The sequence below is a fragment of the Flavisolibacter tropicus genome (assembly GCF_001644645.1).
GTDB classification, from domain to species: domain Bacteria; phylum Bacteroidota; class Bacteroidia; order Chitinophagales; family Chitinophagaceae; genus Flavisolibacter; species Flavisolibacter tropicus.
Window position 1 is genome coordinate 1314783 of the sequence record NZ_CP011390.1, and the last position, 18319, is coordinate 1333101.

At 34.2% G+C, this 18319-nt stretch carries 17 protein-coding genes; 1 reads left to right on the top strand and 16 read right to left on the bottom strand.

Annotated features, from left to right (window positions below; genetic code table 11):
• Positions 1 to 32: 32 nt before the first annotated feature.
• Entirely contained in the window at positions 33 to 248 is a 216-nt protein-coding gene (locus SY85_RS05390) for a phosphatase PAP2 family protein (RefSeq protein WP_066402196.1), read from the bottom strand.
• Between the two features lie 724 nt (positions 249 to 972).
• Here SY85_RS05390 and SY85_RS25595 point away from each other — a divergent pair.
• A complete protein-coding gene (locus SY85_RS25595) occupies positions 973 to 1149 on the top strand; it encodes a hypothetical protein (RefSeq protein ID WP_158512934.1) in 177 nt (58 codons plus the stop codon).
• Positions 1150 to 1478: 329 nt separating this feature from the next.
• Here SY85_RS25595 and SY85_RS05405 read toward each other — a convergent pair whose 3' ends face one another.
• The 15 genes from SY85_RS05405 to SY85_RS05475 all read right to left on the bottom strand — a co-directional run bounded on the left by SY85_RS05405 (position 1479) and on the right by SY85_RS05475 (position 18271).
• Complete coding sequence (locus tag SY85_RS05405) at positions 1479 to 3179, bottom strand: capsule assembly Wzi family protein (RefSeq protein WP_082886306.1); 1701 nt, start codon at positions 3177 to 3179, stop codon at positions 1479 to 1481.
• On the bottom strand, positions 3169 to 4572 hold the full coding sequence (locus SY85_RS05410) for an undecaprenyl-phosphate glucose phosphotransferase (RefSeq protein ID WP_066402204.1): 1404 nt from the start codon (positions 4570 to 4572) through the stop codon (positions 3169 to 3171). Before SY85_RS05410 ends, SY85_RS05405 begins: the two co-directional genes overlap by 11 nt.
• Positions 4573 to 5179: 607 nt before the next feature.
• A complete protein-coding gene (locus SY85_RS05415; protein WP_082886307.1) occupies positions 5180 to 5953 on the bottom strand; it encodes a WecB/TagA/CpsF family glycosyltransferase in 774 nt (257 codons plus the stop codon).
• Entirely contained in the window at positions 5953 to 6612 is a 660-nt protein-coding gene (locus tag SY85_RS05420) for a class I SAM-dependent methyltransferase (RefSeq protein WP_066402206.1), read from the bottom strand. Before SY85_RS05420 ends, SY85_RS05415 begins: the two co-directional genes overlap by 1 nt.
• 289 nt (positions 6613 to 6901) lie before the next feature.
• Positions 6902 to 8065, bottom strand: a complete 1164-nt coding sequence (locus SY85_RS05425) for a glycosyltransferase family 4 protein (protein ID WP_082886308.1) — start codon at positions 8063 to 8065, stop codon at positions 6902 to 6904.
• On the bottom strand, positions 8058 to 8924 hold the full coding sequence (locus tag SY85_RS05430) for a glycosyltransferase family 2 protein (protein ID WP_066402208.1): 867 nt from the start codon (positions 8922 to 8924) through the stop codon (positions 8058 to 8060). The genes SY85_RS05425 and SY85_RS05430 overlap by 8 nt, the downstream gene beginning before the upstream one ends.
• Positions 8917 to 10017, bottom strand: a complete 1101-nt coding sequence (locus tag SY85_RS05435) for a glycosyltransferase (protein WP_066402209.1) — start codon at positions 10015 to 10017, stop codon at positions 8917 to 8919. Before SY85_RS05435 ends, SY85_RS05430 begins: the two co-directional genes overlap by 8 nt.
• Complete coding sequence (locus tag SY85_RS05440; protein WP_066402210.1) at positions 10014 to 11315, bottom strand: hypothetical protein; 1302 nt, start codon at positions 11313 to 11315, stop codon at positions 10014 to 10016. The genes SY85_RS05435 and SY85_RS05440 overlap by 4 nt, the downstream gene beginning before the upstream one ends.
• Positions 11316 to 11345: 30 nt before the next feature.
• Positions 11346 to 12473 (bottom strand): hypothetical protein, encoded by a 1128-nt coding sequence (locus SY85_RS05445; protein WP_066402211.1) that lies wholly within the window; start codon positions 12471 to 12473, stop codon positions 11346 to 11348.
• 7 nt (positions 12474 to 12480) lie between these two features.
• On the bottom strand, positions 12481 to 13236 hold the full coding sequence (locus tag SY85_RS05450) for a class I SAM-dependent DNA methyltransferase (protein WP_066402213.1): 756 nt from the start codon (positions 13234 to 13236) through the stop codon (positions 12481 to 12483).
• Between the two features lie 3 nt (positions 13237 to 13239).
• Positions 13240 to 14367, bottom strand: a complete 1128-nt coding sequence (locus SY85_RS05455; protein WP_066402215.1) for a DegT/DnrJ/EryC1/StrS family aminotransferase — start codon at positions 14365 to 14367, stop codon at positions 13240 to 13242.
• Positions 14368 to 14394: 27 nt separating this feature from the next.
• Complete coding sequence (locus SY85_RS05460; RefSeq protein WP_066402217.1) at positions 14395 to 14823, bottom strand: cupin domain-containing protein; 429 nt, start codon at positions 14821 to 14823, stop codon at positions 14395 to 14397.
• Positions 14824 to 15996 (bottom strand): glycosyltransferase family protein, encoded by a 1173-nt coding sequence (locus SY85_RS05465; protein WP_066402221.1) that lies wholly within the window; start codon positions 15994 to 15996, stop codon positions 14824 to 14826.
• Positions 15997 to 15999: 3 nt separating this feature from the next.
• Positions 16000 to 16728, bottom strand: a complete 729-nt coding sequence (locus SY85_RS05470; protein ID WP_066402227.1) for a class I SAM-dependent methyltransferase — start codon at positions 16726 to 16728, stop codon at positions 16000 to 16002.
• A gap of 13 nt (positions 16729 to 16741) precedes the next feature.
• On the bottom strand, positions 16742 to 18271 hold the full coding sequence (locus SY85_RS05475; protein WP_066402229.1) for a lipid II flippase MurJ: 1530 nt from the start codon (positions 18269 to 18271) through the stop codon (positions 16742 to 16744).
• Positions 18272 to 18319 lie beyond the last annotated feature (48 nt).

Consider the following 18319-nt stretch of genomic DNA (forward strand, 5'->3'; position numbering starts at 1 on the left):
TTTTATTATTTATAATTCTGAAAACTTCGAACTCACAGTTTTAACTTCTGAATGATAAACCCACCAATTTGTTTCCCCTGTTCCTGGCCATTCTCAATAGCATCACGGTAATGAATACCTCCATAAAAGCGGGAAATGGCAGCTTCATCTGCAACTTGTTTAAACGATTTAAATCGACGCGCACCCAAACCAAACTCCTTTTCTGAATTATCGTTAAAAGAAAAGCTTTCGCCAAATAGCTTGGTCAAAACCACAGCAGCAGCAGCAGCAGCAGTAGAAACAACACTATGACCTGAAGGGTATTCTGGAAATGGCGGTGTTTGTAATAAAGGTCGCCACCCTCATTCAAAGTAAATCCAATACATTCTTATGGTTATGCCGATGAAGCGTAATAGTCTATTGTACCTTTCCTGTTGGTTATCTGTGCCTGTCCTGTGGGTAAGTCCGTACCAACAGCCCAGTAAAAGCCCTCCATCTGGGATACTACCACAGTACGTCTTCGTTCAGCAGCCTATGCTACTACTGCCTTTCCCTCTGTGGACTGTCGTCTGTCGACTGTTGACTTCTTCTCCTCCCTTCTTCCTTCATCATTCCTTGTTCCTTATTCAATATTCCTTTTCTCCTTTCCCTCTTTTCATCTCTTAGCTTCTTTGCGCTGTTCCTCCTTAGCGTCTTTGCGTGCAACCCCAGCCCTCGCATTACAACCTCTCCTAAAGTATATAGCTAAAGCAGCCCCCCTTGCAAATAAACAAAATCAGAAGCAAATCACTAAATTGCTTAGCAAGCATAAATAACTTTAAACCTAAGACCTTAAATTCGCCCACATTGGCACAATAAGTAGGCCCGATTTTTATCACCGTTACCATCGATGGCATCATCTTTTATAAACTGGGCGACAAGTATTACATGCGCTCTAAGGGCAACTACAGAAGCGGCAAGCTGATATGCAAGGAACCCAATCTCTAAGGCACCATGGCCAATGCCGACCGGTTTGGTGAGACCTCCAAGATCGTCATGTCTATTTGCTATCACCACCTGTCATCAGAAGTGCGCAGGCAGGGATTGTTTGGCAAGCTAATGGGGAAGGTAAACTTCTGGCTGCGAGAGGAAAATAGGGAAGAAAAAAAGGAAGCGTTGAAGACACATTGACAAATGCTTTTGCATCTAGCAATGACTATCCCATAATAACCGGATCCTGCTATTAAAAAGCAGTTGACTGCAACACCGAATACAATATGCACAGCGCCACTAATTACTCAGAAGGTAGTAACAGTCCGCGATAATCGAAAAGTAAAGAAAGAATGGTATGCATCACACTGAAAGGTAACGCAAATAGTAAGCTACAAATACTAAATAAGAGTGTAGATATAATCCGTTTAAATGTGGTTGTGCTACTTCCTGTCAACCAGAACTTTTTCCTATAGCCAATAGCCAGATAATGTGAAAAGCGATTACTTTAAATCCATACGTGAATAATCCTAATGGAATAAATACGAGATTGAAAATGTAGCATGCACATTTGCTACATCAACATTTTCATCCAATGCAGTATTATACTGCCACTGATAGTTTAAAGAGCGAACAAGAGAAAGATTAGCAGAATATATAAAGCGCTTTTGAAGCCAACTTTTGTTAAGACTAAAGGCTAAATCAACCCAATGCCTTCCAAATTCCTGTCGCGATGCAAATGCATCATAATAAAAGTCATTATTATGAACAATCCGTTCAAACGTAACACCAAACTTATTCAAATCTTTAAGCCAGTTTACCCCAATAGTCTGACTACTCCCACCAGGCCCTATACCAGCACCTATTACCTGACCTTGGTTTGTATAACCATGTTTTACTTGATGGTGTATATACCAACTTTGCAGTTCCCTTACTTGGATAGTTTGCGGCATTTGCAAATGGGTAACTTCAATAAACAATTCAACTTCTTTGCTTTTAGTAGCTGAGAATAATTTTCTTCCTCCTATAATATAAGCCCTTGCATGCTCAGGCTCCAATAGTAGATCTCTCCCATTTTGCGAATGATCATTCCTACCATATTCTGCATAAAATTCAGCTTTACTTTCGGGCAGAACCAGCCGAGTCAAAAGAGAAAACACTTGGTCTCTACCAAATGCATCTTCTTTTCTGGCATTTCCCTTAAATAAAGCAGTAACAACAGGTAAGTAACCATTTAATGAAGTAGATACATTTGATTTGTATTGATAAAACACCCTTCCAACACCTAAATGAAGACCAGGGGTCCATTTAGGCTGCCAAGTAATTACCATCCCATTGATATATCGATCACCTTCTTCTGGTTTTGGAATATATAACTTTTGACCTTCAAAAGTACGAGCCGTATCTGGGGGTAATATATTAGAGGTGGATAAAATTCCACTAATTACTTGCCCTTCAAATGAGCCAATGCCCGTAACAATTGGAGCTGTAGTATTAAGTGTTAAATGCTTAAACCCAGGTGCATTATTACTCATTAACAATGAGTTTCGTACACCAGGCCCCCACCACAAATTCTCTGTAGAAACACCTAAAGAAAGCTTTTTATAATTAATCCGAACACTCGATTGACCAGGAAAAAGCTTTACATACTCTTTAGTACCAAATCGCTCGGGTGCGTCAATACGGTTTAATACATAATAATAGCTTTTCCAGATACTATCACTATGAGATGCAGGAAAAGTAGTGAAACTAGCATTTTGTGCATAGACAAGTTCTGGTTTCAGTTGAATACTTAACGGCCCCACTTTAGCAAATAACCCAGTAGACATTTGACTTTGATAGCCTTTAGCAGGAACCATAGATCCATCATTCCATCCAAAAGGATGGTGAGAATTGTACAGTTGTTTTACAGAAACCGGTAATATAGCTAATGAGAACTTATCCTTTTTAAGGAATAGTTTGTTGCCTTTACTGTAATCGCTTTCAAGAGAATTAGAATCAGGAAAAACGAGCTCTATATTACTCAGTGGTCTTACTAAAAAAGAAGTATTTAGTCCTACTTTGCCCTCCAATTGCAAAAATCTGGCGCCATCTTCTAGCAATGGAGTGCCGACAGGTAATGATTGGGCAGCTGAAAAAATAGATATAAACTGAAAAAATAAAACGAAAGCTATTGTTCCAGAAACTCTTATAAAAGCTTTCTCTCCCGCAAACAAAAATCTAAAATGCATTCTTCTCTCCTTTCACCATATTTACCAAAGTCTGTACAATAATTTGTAAATCAAGCCAAAATGTCCAGTTTTCCATATACCACACATCATGTTCTACCCTTTTCTGCATTAAATGAGGCACTCGGGTTTCACCCCGGTAACCACTCACTTGAGCCCATCCTGTAATACCTGGTTTAACCCAATGACGCATCATGTAATTCTCGATACTATCCTTAGAAGCAATATTTAAAGGAACAGGATGAGGCCTAGGCCCAACCACAGACATTGTACCCAATAATACATTAAGGAATTGCGGAAGTTCATCAAGGTTAGATTTCCTTAGAAACTTACCGATTGGAGTAATTCTAGGATCATTTTTGGAGGCTTGTTGATATTTCCCATTTTCATCCACGTCTTTACTTGCGGAAACCATAGACCGAAACTTATAGCAAGTAATTACCTTATTATTTAAACCCCATCGTTCTTGTTTGAAAAAAACAGAACCTTTCGAGCTAATTTTAATCAAAAGTGCAATAATTGGAAATAACCAACTGAAAACTAAGGTAATTACTAGAATAGAAAAAACAATATCAAACAATCGCTTATAAACTTTATTATCAACTACATCTAACGGTAAGGATCTGAGTGTAATAATAGGTAAAGAGCCTAAGCGATCTACCTTAAACTTCCCGGATCCAAAACGCTGATAATCAGGTATGATCCGAATTCTTTTCCCTTCTTTTTCACCTACAGTTACAATGTTTTGGATTTGAGCTTCTTGAGTAATGGGAAGTGCCACAATTATATCATCTAATTCATGACTAGCAATTACTTTATTAAGCTCTGATGTTTTTCCTAAATAATGTCCATTTAAAGAAGAATTTTTAATATCATCTATAAAGCCAGTGAGTGTATAACCATATTTTTCATTCTTGACATACTGTTGGTAAAAATTCATTCCTGTATCACCAGCTCCAACAATTAAAACTTTCCTTTTAACACTCTCACTATCTCGAAATCGTTTCAAAGCAATACGAATAGCTAACTTCTGGGCTGGTAATAATACGAAGATCAAACAGCTATGAAGCAATAAATCCCAATGTCCAATGGGATTATACTTCATTAACTGAAAGGAGAAGAAAGAACTTAGTAAAGTATAAAGGACTAATGCTTTTAAAAAAGCAATCCACTCAATAGAAAATGGCTTTAGGCGAAAATCTACATATAAGCCCATAGCCCTACCAGAAATAAACCAGAGAAATAAGCTGGTTAGAAGAACAACCAGGTTTGTATCTGAAAATGAAAGTGCTTTATCGTTAAATAAATTACTTTGAACTGCTATACTGATCAAAGTCAGTATCAACAAATCAGCAATTACTTTACCACGTATTGAAAAGCTTGAAACTCTTTGCATAAAGTAGGTTTTCGAACTGCCCTTAACCTAATTATTCACACAAGTAATTTTAACTTCGTCAATAATCGGCTGGCTACCCTTACAAAAAGTTTATGAAGTCTATTTCTTTCAGGAAATTAAAAAGTATTCTAACTCCCAAAATATTCTCTTCATAAGCAGTTTGCGCTTTGGCTTAAAGAATCGAATTAAAAATTATCCAATTCTTTGACAAAGATAGCTTAATAAACGTTGCTTCAAAAATCAACAAATTACTTTTTAAGCCTTTGGCTCTTGCGAAACCATTCTTAGTAAACATTTAACTAAGGATTCTAACAAAACTAAATCTTAGGGGCAAAGTATTTTCATTTTGATTAAGAATCGAAATCCAAACAATATCTGTTATACAAAACAGTAATCTTTATTTGAAAATAAAACAGCCCATTTCTAGGCTATTTTAATGAAGTCGTAAGTGCAATTTAGAATACTAGTATCTTATCAAGTTCAACCTAATAACTTGACTTTCAAGCAGTTATATAGCCACTATCAATAATGGCTATATATTTATAGCAAAAAATAGTAAATGAACTGCAATGACACAGAATTCATTAAGTCAAAGATGAATACGAAGCTACTTGCTACGTCTGAATTTTAAAACTAATATCTCTAATGTAGCAAAAAAAATAAATTGGGGTATAGTTTTGAAATATCGCTTCCACAATCTGTGTGGTTCTTGAATTAATCGATAAAGCCATTCAAGTGAAGCATTCTTCATCCAAGATGGAGCATGTTTCGTATTCCCTGCTAAATAGTCAAATCCGGCGCCTATACCAAAAAGTAGGCCTTGATCTAGCCGGTCAAAGTTTTCAAACATCCACTTTTCTTGTTTAGGAGCCCCTAAACCTACCCAAATAAAATCAGGCTTAGCCAAGTTTATTGCGTGAATAAAATCTGCATTATTCCACTCCGCAAAAGGCTTGAATGGTGGTGAAATCATTCCGGCTATTTGGGTCCCAGGATATTTTTCTTCAATGGCTTCTTTAAGTTTTGACAATGTTGCTTCAGAACTACCAAAGAAAAAATGTGTAAGATTATCTTTACGCCCCCAATCAATAAACTTCTCCATTACCGTTGGACCAAAAAGCCTTGAAATATTCTTATTACCTTTCAACCTGCCCACTATTTCCAAGGGTTTCCCATCGGGTAAGGATAGATACCCTTCATTGATAATGGCTTGGAAAGAAGAATCGTGAAATCCTTCAATCATTGTATGAACATTATTGACAGTTACATATCCTTTTCGAATATTTTCATTTCTAAAATCATCAATAATATTCTGATATAAGTCATTATATCCGTTGAAACAATTGACCTTATTCCCCAATATCTTTATACGGCTGTTCATTAACTTAAATTATGCGCTACAATGGACTTGGCTAGTCCAGCAAATTTTTCTTTCCAGATAATAGATTTAGGGAATAACTCTTGCATCTCCTTAGTTTTTAGCAATCGGATTTCTTCAACTATCGAACGGGCGTCTTCAATATTTCCCTTTCTACAAATATGGCCCAAATTAAATTTATTGATAAGTAACACTCTTACTGACTTTGGAAGAAACTGAAAACCTGGAAAAAGAAAATGAGGTTCCATTGGAAAATAATAATTTGGTGTTTGAATGAAATGATATTTTCCTACCCGCATAACTTCCCTAGCCATTCGGCCTTGATTTTCTTTTGTAAAAAGATGTTCAATAACAGAGTTTGAAAAAACAATATCAAAACTCCTATTAGCATACTCACTTAGATTCGTAGCATCACCGACCACACTTAAAAAATTAGGAGATGTTGTTGTTTGTAATGAAAGGTTTAAAAGTGTGATTTTAATGTCTTTGCTATCTACACCCATATTAATCCAATACTCTTGAGTTCCACCTATATCTAAAATAGTAACTGGTTTATTTAATTTATCAATTAAACTTTTAAAATAAACAAATCGCTTATATCTCATCGAATGAGATAATGAGGCTGTCGATGAATTATCTGCAACTTTTTTTACCAAACTCATAAAGTAGTTGTTTCTCTGAGTCTTTAAAACTCATATTTAGAAAAAAGGTATTAAAATGATACTGATTGAACGATATAAGTGAAAGGGCACCATAATTTATAAAAGCTGACTTGAAATCTGAAATTATGCATCACAGTTAATACCCTTCATGTCATATCAACCCTTGGAACTCTTCAGCCCGAACTATGTCCAAATTTCATTGTAGAATTCCAACTGATTAATAACTTCTGAGGATATCTTTTATTTAGTGAGAGTTATACTCTGTTATGTCCTTTCTAATGAATTAGAGTTATTTTGTATCGCCTACACAATTATAAATTTCAACAGTTTTTTCGGCGGTTTTTTTCCAACAAAAATTATTCATAAAATGAAATTGCAACGCCAATTGTTTCTTCCTTATTTCATCATTCTTTAAAAATATCTTTATTTTTTCACAGATCTCATCTGGGGAGAAACAATCAAACAACATATCTTTTGAACAAGACAATTCTAAAAGTGAAGAGGATTTTGAACAAACAACAGGCAAACCGCTAGCATAACCTTCTAAAACTGGCAAACCGAATCCTTCATAAATTGATGGATAAACTTTGAGCATCGCAAGATTGTATAAATATGGTATTTCCTCATCAGCTAAATATCCTGTAATTATAATTTCGTTTTCTAAACCAGAATTCTTAATTTCTTGCAGCACATATTCACTACCAGACGCCAGCTTTCCGGCAAATACCATTTTTACTTCTGAAAAACTTTTATCTTCTTTTAGAATCTTAAATGCCTTAACTAAATTATAATGATTTTTATTAGGATGCTCAATCCTACCCACATAAAGTAAGAAAGGAAAACTATACTTATTCTTAATCTTAAAAGGTATATCCTCTAGGTTTCTAGGTTTAAACTTTTCACTTGTTCCCTCATAAATAGTCGTTATTCTTCCTTTATTTATTCCTACACATTCTTGTAAATCCCTGCTTGTATTTTCCGAAACAGTTATAAAATGATCGATTTTTTTTATAACTGGGAAAATAATTCTTTTATTATAGAAACTTCGAAATACACCAAACCTATTTGTTTTCAAACCAATTAAGTCATGAACAGTCATTACCTTTTTGCATTTTGAGAATAGGACAGTCCTTCTGTATTCAGGAAGATGAACCAGGTCTATCTTATATTTCCATAAGTAAAAAGGATAAATAAAGAAATGCCAAAATATATTGGATACAGCACCATTAAAAAATGAACTTGTAAAATGAATTACAACATTACTTTTGGATGTTGCAACAATCTCTCTAAATAAAGCGGTGTGATTTTGGGGAATAAATAAATGATACTCATTTTGATCATCATATTCAATGATACTTTCCAACAATTCATTCATATATACCGAAAGCCCACTCCTTTGGCTGCCGATCTCAGACGAAGTCGAAAATGCTATTTTATATCTTTTATTATTCATGGATCAATTGGGTAAAATAGCCACTTAATTTTCCTTTCAGCGAATAGTAGTAGTATTTAACTCTACTCTTTTGCAAAAGCAATCCGAATAAAAATATCCCAATTAATGGCCTGATAATTTGGTATAGAAATATATAGATTGGAAACTTATGCTTCCGAAAAACATAACTAGAACCTTTTGTATAGCTAAAAACTTTTGCCCATTGATTATAGTTTGTAATTATTGGAGGGTGAATTATTTTAATGGCAGTAATATGAACAATTGAAAAGCCATTATTAATTACCCGAAGTAAATAATCCGTCTCTTCACCAGCACCGAGCCCCGTTCCAGAACCAACCCCTAAATTCTCGTCAAATAAACCAGTTTTAGTTATTACATCTTTACGTAGAAAAACAGTTGCAGACTTAACCGTTTCCCATATATTTTTCTTATTAATAACGGCAGTTGATTCTTTTATAGGCAAATTAATATCCTCGGTTAAACTACCACTTATACCGCTATAGTTTGAATGCTCACTAAATAGTTTATTAAGCTGTTTCAATAAATCATTAGGGTACAAACAATCATCATCAGGAAATGCGACAATATCACCTGACATTTTTTGTAAACCTACATTCCTTGCTTTTGAAATTCCGGTTTCACTTCTTAAGTGCAAAATATTTAACTGCTTTCCATATTTAGCAACCACATCTAACAGCCGTCCATCTTCATTTTGATCAACAATTATTATCTCAAAATTTCGGTATAATTGTTTAACAAGTGATTCCAAAAACTGCTCTAGCTCGACAACCCTATTTTTGGTTGCTACAACCAATGAAAACTTTAGGTTATAGCTGATTGTATTATTAAAATTATCCATGAACAACTTCTATATAATAACTTATATAATCATCTATCATTCTGCCAAGAGTGAACTTGCCTTGAATAACTGAAAGAGTATTTCCTGAAAGAAAAGACAAATAGCCCCTATCCTCAACTATTCTTTTTATTGCTTCAGAAAGAGAAGAAGCATTTTCTGGTTCAACGAGTATGCCATTAAAGTTGTTTTTTATCACTTCCGATACCCCCCCAACATTTGAAGCTATTGCCGGCACCCCTGATGACATAAATTCAAGAATCGCATTAGGCAAGCCTTCACCACTCTTTTTAAACGACATTAAAACACCGCAATCCATAGTCGGTAAAAACTTTTCAATATTACTTACACTGCCATAAAAAGTTATTTTCTTTTGAAGTCCTTTTTCTTGAACTTTTGTTTCAAGTTGTGGCCTCAAAGGTCCATCTCCAAAAACATGCAACGTAATGGGCAACTCTCTTAATGAGTCGACAGCCTCAATTATAGTATTATAGTCTTTATAACTTGTTAAGTTAGCAACAGAGCATAAGCGAACCTCTTTAGCCCCTTTACTGTATTCGCTTATATTTTTAACTATAAATCTATTGGGGTCTACTCCGTTGTAAATTACTTTCGTAAACCGGCGTCTTTTTATATTATAAACTTTAAGGCCGGCAAGACTATTAGAAATAACATACGTAGATTGTTTAAGTAAATACCTTTTTTGCAATTGCCTTCTACTTAATCTAGCATCAGCATCCCTAATACTTCCATTTATCCATTTAAAATTTAGTAGTTTAGACAAAACATAAATCATTAATGAGTCTTCTAAACTCATCGTATGAATAATATCAAAGCTATTGCCTTTAATTAGTTTATACAATCTATTAAAAGATGAAACTCTTTTCCAATCTCCTGGCTTTGCTGTAAGAGAATATAAGGATGCATAGTCTTTAACTATTTTGTCGTAGTAGCCATTGCTTGTAAGTGTAAGAACGGACACTTCAAAATCTTTATTCTTTGAAAAACCTTTTACCAATTCTATAACCTGTCTTTCCGTCCCTCCAGAATTCAAGGAATCAACTGTTATTAATACCTTAACTTTTTTCACCATCATTTTGTTATAGAGCTATTACGTTTGAGATAGAAAAAGTATGATGCTAAAAGCATGGTGGGATAACTAAGTATTTGTGTCATCCACTCCCCTGGCATGATCAATCCTGTAAAGAAAAAAACAAACATATTAAACAAGAATACAATTCTCAATATCTTATTTAATCCTGTAAGGTTTTTCTGTACATATACAGTCTTCACAATTTTAAAAACAAGCATAAAAAAAATAGTGAATCCGACAAATCCAAATTCTACTAATAGATTGGTAAAAAAATTAAATGGACGATCAAAGGAAGAGTTGAAAGCCAACTCGCTCATGCTTATATAAAAGTCATTCTGCTGATAAATTAAGTTTTTAACTCCTTCAGTAAAGGCAGCCAATGCACCAGCACTGGCATAGTTGCCGGGTCCCAACCCAAAAAGAAAAGTGTAGGGATTAGTAAGCCAGTAATGCATAGCTATTTGCCAAGCTTTTATTGGTCCAATCTGTGAAAAATCTATGGATTTAATTAGCCAGAATAATCGAAAGTCGATTCCCATAGGCTCTAAAAAGCTTTCAATATCAAAATTGGAAAACATAAGAAACAGTACAAAACCAGCGAAAATATAGGTGACTCTACGAGTAACTTTGGAGTAGGTAAATAAAAGGATAAAGATAAATAGCAGATTGGCAATAATAACTTTCTCATTTGAAGAGAAAAAAGAAATCAATAACACAAAGTTCGAAAAAATTAAAAACTTCAATTTCTTTTCATAAATAAATTTTGCAAAGAAAGCAATTGAAGTCATTGCCATAAAAGTACCAAAGACATGTGCATCACTAAAAAATCCATTAACATTATCCGAATGTACTGGCCAATAATTAGGTATATGCACAAATAAAGCCACCAATGCATTCAATAAAATATAACCGAAGTAAAATTTTACTACCCGCTTTATAAAATTTTCATCGATACCTATTGAACAAAATACATCATACAACCAAAGAGGCGAAAGCAATAAATATATGGAGACAAACTGATAATAACTGTAACTAAAGTTAAAGGAGACAATTATTCCCAGGATAGACAAACAAAACAATAAAAAAACAAATAGCTTAGTTTTCCCCAAAGATCGATCCTTAGCATACTTTATTATTGCAACTATATAAAGTACTGTTATAACTAAAATTTCTACAAATCTGAAAAATTTAGGGATAGGTATATGAGACCAGGAATACCCTAAATCAGCTTCATACATTAATGAATTGTTATACAATACAAGCCATATAGTTACAATATAAAAGACAATCTTCTTTAACATAATTAAGCTGCGCGAAAGACCGGCATATCACTATTTCTTCTTCTTTCCTGAGATGTTGTAAGGGATTAATCTATTTGTAACCTTAGTCCCAACTAGCTTTAGAACCCCATTTAAGCCTTTTGCATTATATGCTTTTTTCAACTGATCTTTTTTCTTAAAATAAGAATGGGAGTATTTGTTCCATTTTAATTCTCTGATCTTGTTTTTCACGAAAGCACTATCATAATCTATAGGTATGTCATTTTGTGCCAGTAATGAATTCAAGCCATCTGTAAATTTACCTTCTACAGGTTTGCGGCTAAGCAAATAATTCCATATTTCAACATGCTTTTTTGCATAATCAGCCCAATTCCATGTATTAACAGACATCACAAGTTTTTCCTTTTCTTCCTGAAGAGATAAAAAAATATTCTTCATCTCTTCATATGAAGTAAATGGGTGAACTACCCCACCAAGAGCATCCAGATGATAACCTTGTGCTGTAACAATTGTTTTTACTCCTGCAGCCAAAGCATCAATAAAACCCATTTGGCCTTCATCCATACCCATGTATAAATAATAGTCCAGCGTAGGAATCATTGTTATGTATTCATCATAGATAAAGCGGTCTGTATACTCCACTTCAAATCCATTTTTAAGAAGTGATGCAACTTGTGGTTCCCAACCACTGCCCATGATTTTGAATTTGAAATATCGACAGTCTATATCCCCAGCCAGCCTATCAAAAAAGTACTCTCTCTTGCGCCCATCATCATGCACGCGTGATGCAATGCCAACTACAATCTTTTTTACAGAAACCACCCCATCGTGAGCTGGATTTATATAGCATAGTTTATTTCGTTCTAATCCTAATTGTGAAAGATTAATCACACTCTCCTTTGACATACAGATAGCTGCTTCTGCAGTTTGAAGTTGTTTTTTGAGAAGCTCCAGTTTATCTATATTGTCAACATGCGTGATCATAAGGGTATCTATGGAATTCTTTTTCCCCTCATAATCCAAAAAGATTATGTGATGATTAATATCCGCAGAACTGTCAGGCTTCTTTGCAATGTCAGTGTCAATGCCCATATTGCAGAGATTTTCACGTAATTTTAATGCAAACTTTCCCAAAATCCAGCCGTCAACATCCTCATAACATACAATTCGAACTTTCATTTTCTGGTTAATTTCTTTTTTTTGTAGCTACACAACATACACCCCAAGTAGAGGCAGAAGGAGTGTTTCCCGACATCCATTCATTAAAATATACAGGATACATACCTGCACGATCCAATAATAATTCAATCTCAGGCTTAAAAAAGTAACGCATTGGATGAGTCTCTTTCACTACACTAAATTGATTATTCGGCTTGTCTTGAATTACCAATTCAAAGTTCACATCAACAATATTCTCATTTATCTTTAAAACAGGCTCAGCAATTCGGGTTACTTTTATTTCATCATCTTCTAGTCGCTTAACTTTAACAGAGGGCTTTTCAGTCAAGACTGCAGGACCATACCAAAAATCAAAAATAAATATTCCTTCCTCATTCAAATGAGCACTGGCATTTTGTATCATATCCAACGCATCTTGTGTAAGAGTTTGATAACTCAATACATGAAACAAAGAAGTTATTATTTCAAACTTTTTATCCAATGAAAAGCTAGTCGCATTTTCTACATGAAAATCTGCATTAGGAATTTTCTTTTCCAAAGCCTGATTAACCATTTCTTGCGCACTATCAATTCCGGTCACCTGATAGCCTAATTGAGCCATATAATAAGCATGTAATCCAGTGCCACAGCCTATATCCAATAAAGTTTTGGCTTGTGTTGGTGCATACTGTTTGATTAATGACTGAACGTAATCAGTTTCAGAATTGTAATCCTTGTCTTTGTAAAGCAGATTGTAGTATTTAGCATAATTATCAAATACCATAAATTATACCCCCCTAAAACTTATAATTTCATTACAAATAAATTCAATGGTTTTCTCTTTTAAATTACTTGCTGACGGCAGATAAAAACCATTGTCTGTGAGCCAGTCTGTAACAGGAAAACTTTCTTGTGTTTCACATCCATAATTTTTCAAAGCAGGCTGCTTATGCATTCCAACAAAAAGCAATCGAGTGTCAATATTCTTAGTTTTAAGATATGACATTAGTTCATCCCTCGTTTTCCCATATTCAACAGGATTGATTACTATAGTATTCATCCAATGAACATGTAGCACATTAGAATCTGTATGCTGAAACCTAATTCCACGTACATCCTTCAAATATTTCCGATACAACATCGCATTGCTTATTCGCATCTCTTTATACTCATCTGCTTTTTCCATTTGAGCCAATCCAATTGCCGCATGAATATTAGTCATACGATAATTAAATCCAATTTCATTATGCAGATAGTTTCTGGGGCCTTCTAAAGGGAAACAAAGGTTTTTAAAATACAGCGCCTGTTTATATAAGTTTTCATCATTGGTAACAACCATTCCGCCTTCACCAGTTGTAATATTTTTATTTGCAAAAAAACTAAAGGTACTAATGTCTGCAAGGTTACCAGTTCGTTTGCCTTTGTATTCTGCGCCATGCGATTCAGCAGCATCCTCAAGTACAAATAAATTGTATTTTTTTGCAAGAGCATTTATTTCATCCATTTGACAAGGGTGACCGAAAATTGAAACAGGCATTATTGCTTTCGTTCTAGAAGTTATTTTCGCTTCTATTTTAGAAACATCAATATTCCAAGTCTCTTTATCGGCATCCACAAAAACTGGCATAGCTCCTGTATAACATACAGCAAAGGCTGAAGCTATCATTGTGAAATTAGGTATGATCACTTCATGCCCCATTCCAATCCCCATAGCTGTCAATGCTAAATGCAACGCTACCGTACCATTACAAACTCCTACAGCATAGCGAGTCCCGCAATAAGAAGCAAAATTTTCTTCGAATTCCTTTACATATTTCCCAGCAGAAGAAATCCACCCCGTTTCCAGACATTCTAAAACGTACTCTTTTTCTCTGCCAGCAAGGTATGGCTCACATACCGGAATAAACTCGCTCATATAAATCTTACTTATTCAATAATATTTTTAACCATTTATTTGATGCGCTTCTACCTTGGGCTCAAACCTTGTTTTGTCTGAATCCCCAGCATAAGGGCCCTGCTTTACTTCAAACATTTCAAGATCTTCTAAAACTTCAAATCCATGTCCACCTTCAGAAAGTAGAATTACATCTCCTTCTTCAAGGATTCTGCTTTCAAGGTAATCGTGGTTATCTGTATAAAAGTCAACCCTTAGCTTGCCCTTTTTTATAATCAAAACCTCCTTTGTATAATGTACTTCCCTCTTTACCGGATTATGAACATGTGGTTGAATAACTTTTCCCTGTGGATGTTTCATATAAGCAAGTTGTTGAGAAAAATCTCCAGGGGTAAAGAAAGATATCCCGTCTTTACGATATTGGTTACTAATGATTATTGCTAATAATTTATCATCAAGTTTTATTTCTTCTACCATTTATTTATTTTTAAAGTATCGAAGTCTACTATACAAAATTTTGGCTGAACGCTTAAAAAGGAAAAAAATATTTTTAGATAGCTTATGTGTAAGCAGAACCGCTTTCAAATATTTAGGCCGGCTATTATAGACAATAGAAATTGGCTTTTGATCGTCTTTTCTTTTATCTACAATATTTAAATAACTGTTTATTATCCCATAAGTTCTGGCAAAAACCTTTTCCTCAGTATAATCAGACATTACTCTCTTCCAGCCATTTGCAGCTATCTCCCTACGTTCATCATCATGCTCTAAATAATAATGGCATAGATCTATACATTCTTCTACGGTGTCAAATCCAACTACTTCCTTGTTTAGCTCAAACAATTTTCCCAAATGACTTTTATTGTCACATATTTGCATTACTCCATTTGCCGGCAAATAAAATGTTCGAAGATTTATTGGACCAGTTGAGTTATGAATATTAGGGCCAATTTTTGTTCTTGCTAACATTCCAATTTCTTTTTCCCTGGGCAATAACCCACGCTTCCACCCCTTTCCATAAAAATGAGCATCGGGAAATGCAGTATCGATTTTGTTCAATCTTTCTTTACGCCACGGTGCAGTTTTATCAATCATCATAAACAAATCGACATCCCGATCTCCGTTCAGTATGCCTTCATATGTAATGCTTTTATTGAAGATTCCATGCATTAGTCCGAGACATGTCCAATCTACATTTTTTACACCCCAACTTTTATATGTATCCACTTCAGCTATATTACCCACTAGAGATAAATCATAGGAAAATGCAGTAGGTTTAGAACGATGTTCAGAACTTTCGGGATCATCGAAGCATTGATAAACGGTAAAAACTGGCAAACGCTCAACAAACCTTGGATGCAAATTGACCCCCGAGGCATTTATAAGTACGTCTTTACCATCAATTTTCCTTTCAAGCTCCTCATACATTTTGAAAAGCGTCGGGTCACCCCATTTCCATTTTCTATCAAGATCTTTAAAGGTTAAAGCATCGTTAGGTGGATCAAGCGTCAGACAAAAACCTTCAACATTAAACCCAGATTTATTGAGATCACTAATGTATTTCTCATTCATTGCACGCACATTACCATACGCTGCAGACCTAAAAACAGTATAGGCGTATACTATTTTTAACTTATTATAACTTTCCATGCGCTACACCCGATAAATTCCTACCCAAGAATCCTTAATATGATAAATACGATCAGTGATTAATCCATCCCGACAAAGTTGATCAACCCCTTTACAAACTGTGTGAATCCAATTAAACTTTTTAACCAAAGAAGGATTGAAATCATGCCAAAGAATAAAACTGCCTTTCTTAGCATGTTTCAATATTTTCTTAGTATCGTTATAGACGAATTTTGTATCATGACAACCATCTATTATTGCAAAATCTATAGTACCAATATTGGGTTCCCAATAGGCTGTGTTAGCATAAATTTGGTGAATGTTTTTGCTAAATGGAGTTTCTTTAAATGCTGAACCGATTTCTTCCCTGTCAGGCGCATAGGTTACCAATTTCCCCCCTTGCTTTATCTCTTCAGGAGGAATATTCACGGTGTATATTTGGGAATCTGGTGAATTTTTAGCAAGCAACAATGTACCCATTCCATCTGCAGTTCCAATTTCCACTGCTGTTTTGGGTTTGGCATTTCGCATAATCGTAGCAATGCTTTCTGTATCTCTCAATTTCCTTTCATTCAAATCCTCTACATAATTACAATTATACATATCGTCCCTATCTAGAATAGGATCATTTTCCCAACGAAACAGCTTTTTCAATTCACGGAAATCATTTACTTCAATAACTTGTCTATCTAAAAATTTAAAAGTTGAGTATTTATAGGACGTTGCTGATAAATAGCGCCTAAGTTTTTCCATAAATGGTGATTTTTTATTTTGAGAAAGCTACTTTCTTCAAAATTATCTTTTGAATATTATAAAAATGTATGCTTGTCTTTGTATAGTAATTCAAGATGATTAAACAACTAACGATCCAAGTAGCATATAGAAAAATATTAAACTCGATTTCACTTTTTAAAAGAAACCAAATTGGTAGATTTAAAATTAGATTTAGGCCATAAATTCGAAATACACACTTTATTATCCCTATTGAATTTATTAACGGCATTCGCAATTGAAACAATAACGGAAATAAGATTATCACACTACATCCTAAGTACGTTGATATAGCTATTGGGTACCCTATTGGGCCTAATAACTGGACAAACAAATACATTAGTAATAAAAAGATGATATTGACAAAAAGAGATGAATAAAAAGCCAATTTCATTTTCTGTAAGGCAATAAATACCCTGCTATAAAAAGCATTCAATGCAATAAAGGGTATACTTATTCCAAAATATTTAAGAAAAAGTGCCGTTGATTTTACAGATGAAACATCAAAACTTCCCCTCATGTAAATGATCTCAACAATTTTCTCGCTATACAAATAAAAAGCAAAGCTAAATGGTACTACTATAAATAATGTTGACGAAACAACCTCCAATAAGATTCTGTTCAACTCATTGTTTTGTTTGTTTACGTTTAGCTCATTCAATTTAATACCCAAAACTGAACTTGTTTGCGAAATAATAAGTTGTTCTGGAATCTGATAGAGTCTTTGGGCGTAATTAAGTGATGTCATAATTCCAGATGAAAAACTACTGATAAGATAAATAGGGAAAAAGCTTCCCAAAAAAGTAGTCACCTGAGATAAGTAAGCATAGGCTATATTCTTACGTACTTTTTTTTGAATCTTAAAATTTACAGAAAGGAAATTCCACCTTAGCTTTTGCAATAAAATATATAGCAGCCAAAGCAAATTGATGATATATCCCACATAAATACCAATAATAGCGCAACTAACTCCAACATACTTATGCAACACAAAAACGGATAAAACAGTCAACAAACTATTTATTGAATTAACAATAAGAGGTAAAGCAAAATATTTTTTTGATGTTAGAATATCTGTAAAATAGGTTGTCAACACTATTAATAGCAATACGGGCATAAATAGCGTCATTGTATGCATTTCGCTTTTCAGAATACTGCTATCTAATTTGGAGAAAGTTTCAAAAAACTGTATTGGGTCACAATAGAAACATATTTCCAACAATGAGACTAAAAAAATAAAAATGTATAAGAAAAAATTTAAGAAGCGCTGCGATGCTATTTCAGACTCTTCACTAGATATTTTCATTGCCTCTGGAATTAATACCAGATAATTCAATGATATAATGTATGAAGCAATTAAAGTAATCGTTGTGTAAACAAAAAAGTATACATCTGTATGAAAGTTAGAACCGAAATAAAAAGCAATTACTACACTTTGAAAAAAAGCAAGCCCCTTTGCAATACCACTGAAGAATATTGAGGTAATAGCCCCCTTTTTATAACTTTCAGATTTAAGAAAACCCATTTTTTATACTTTAGCCTACACCTTAGTTATTCACGTATAATAAATAAA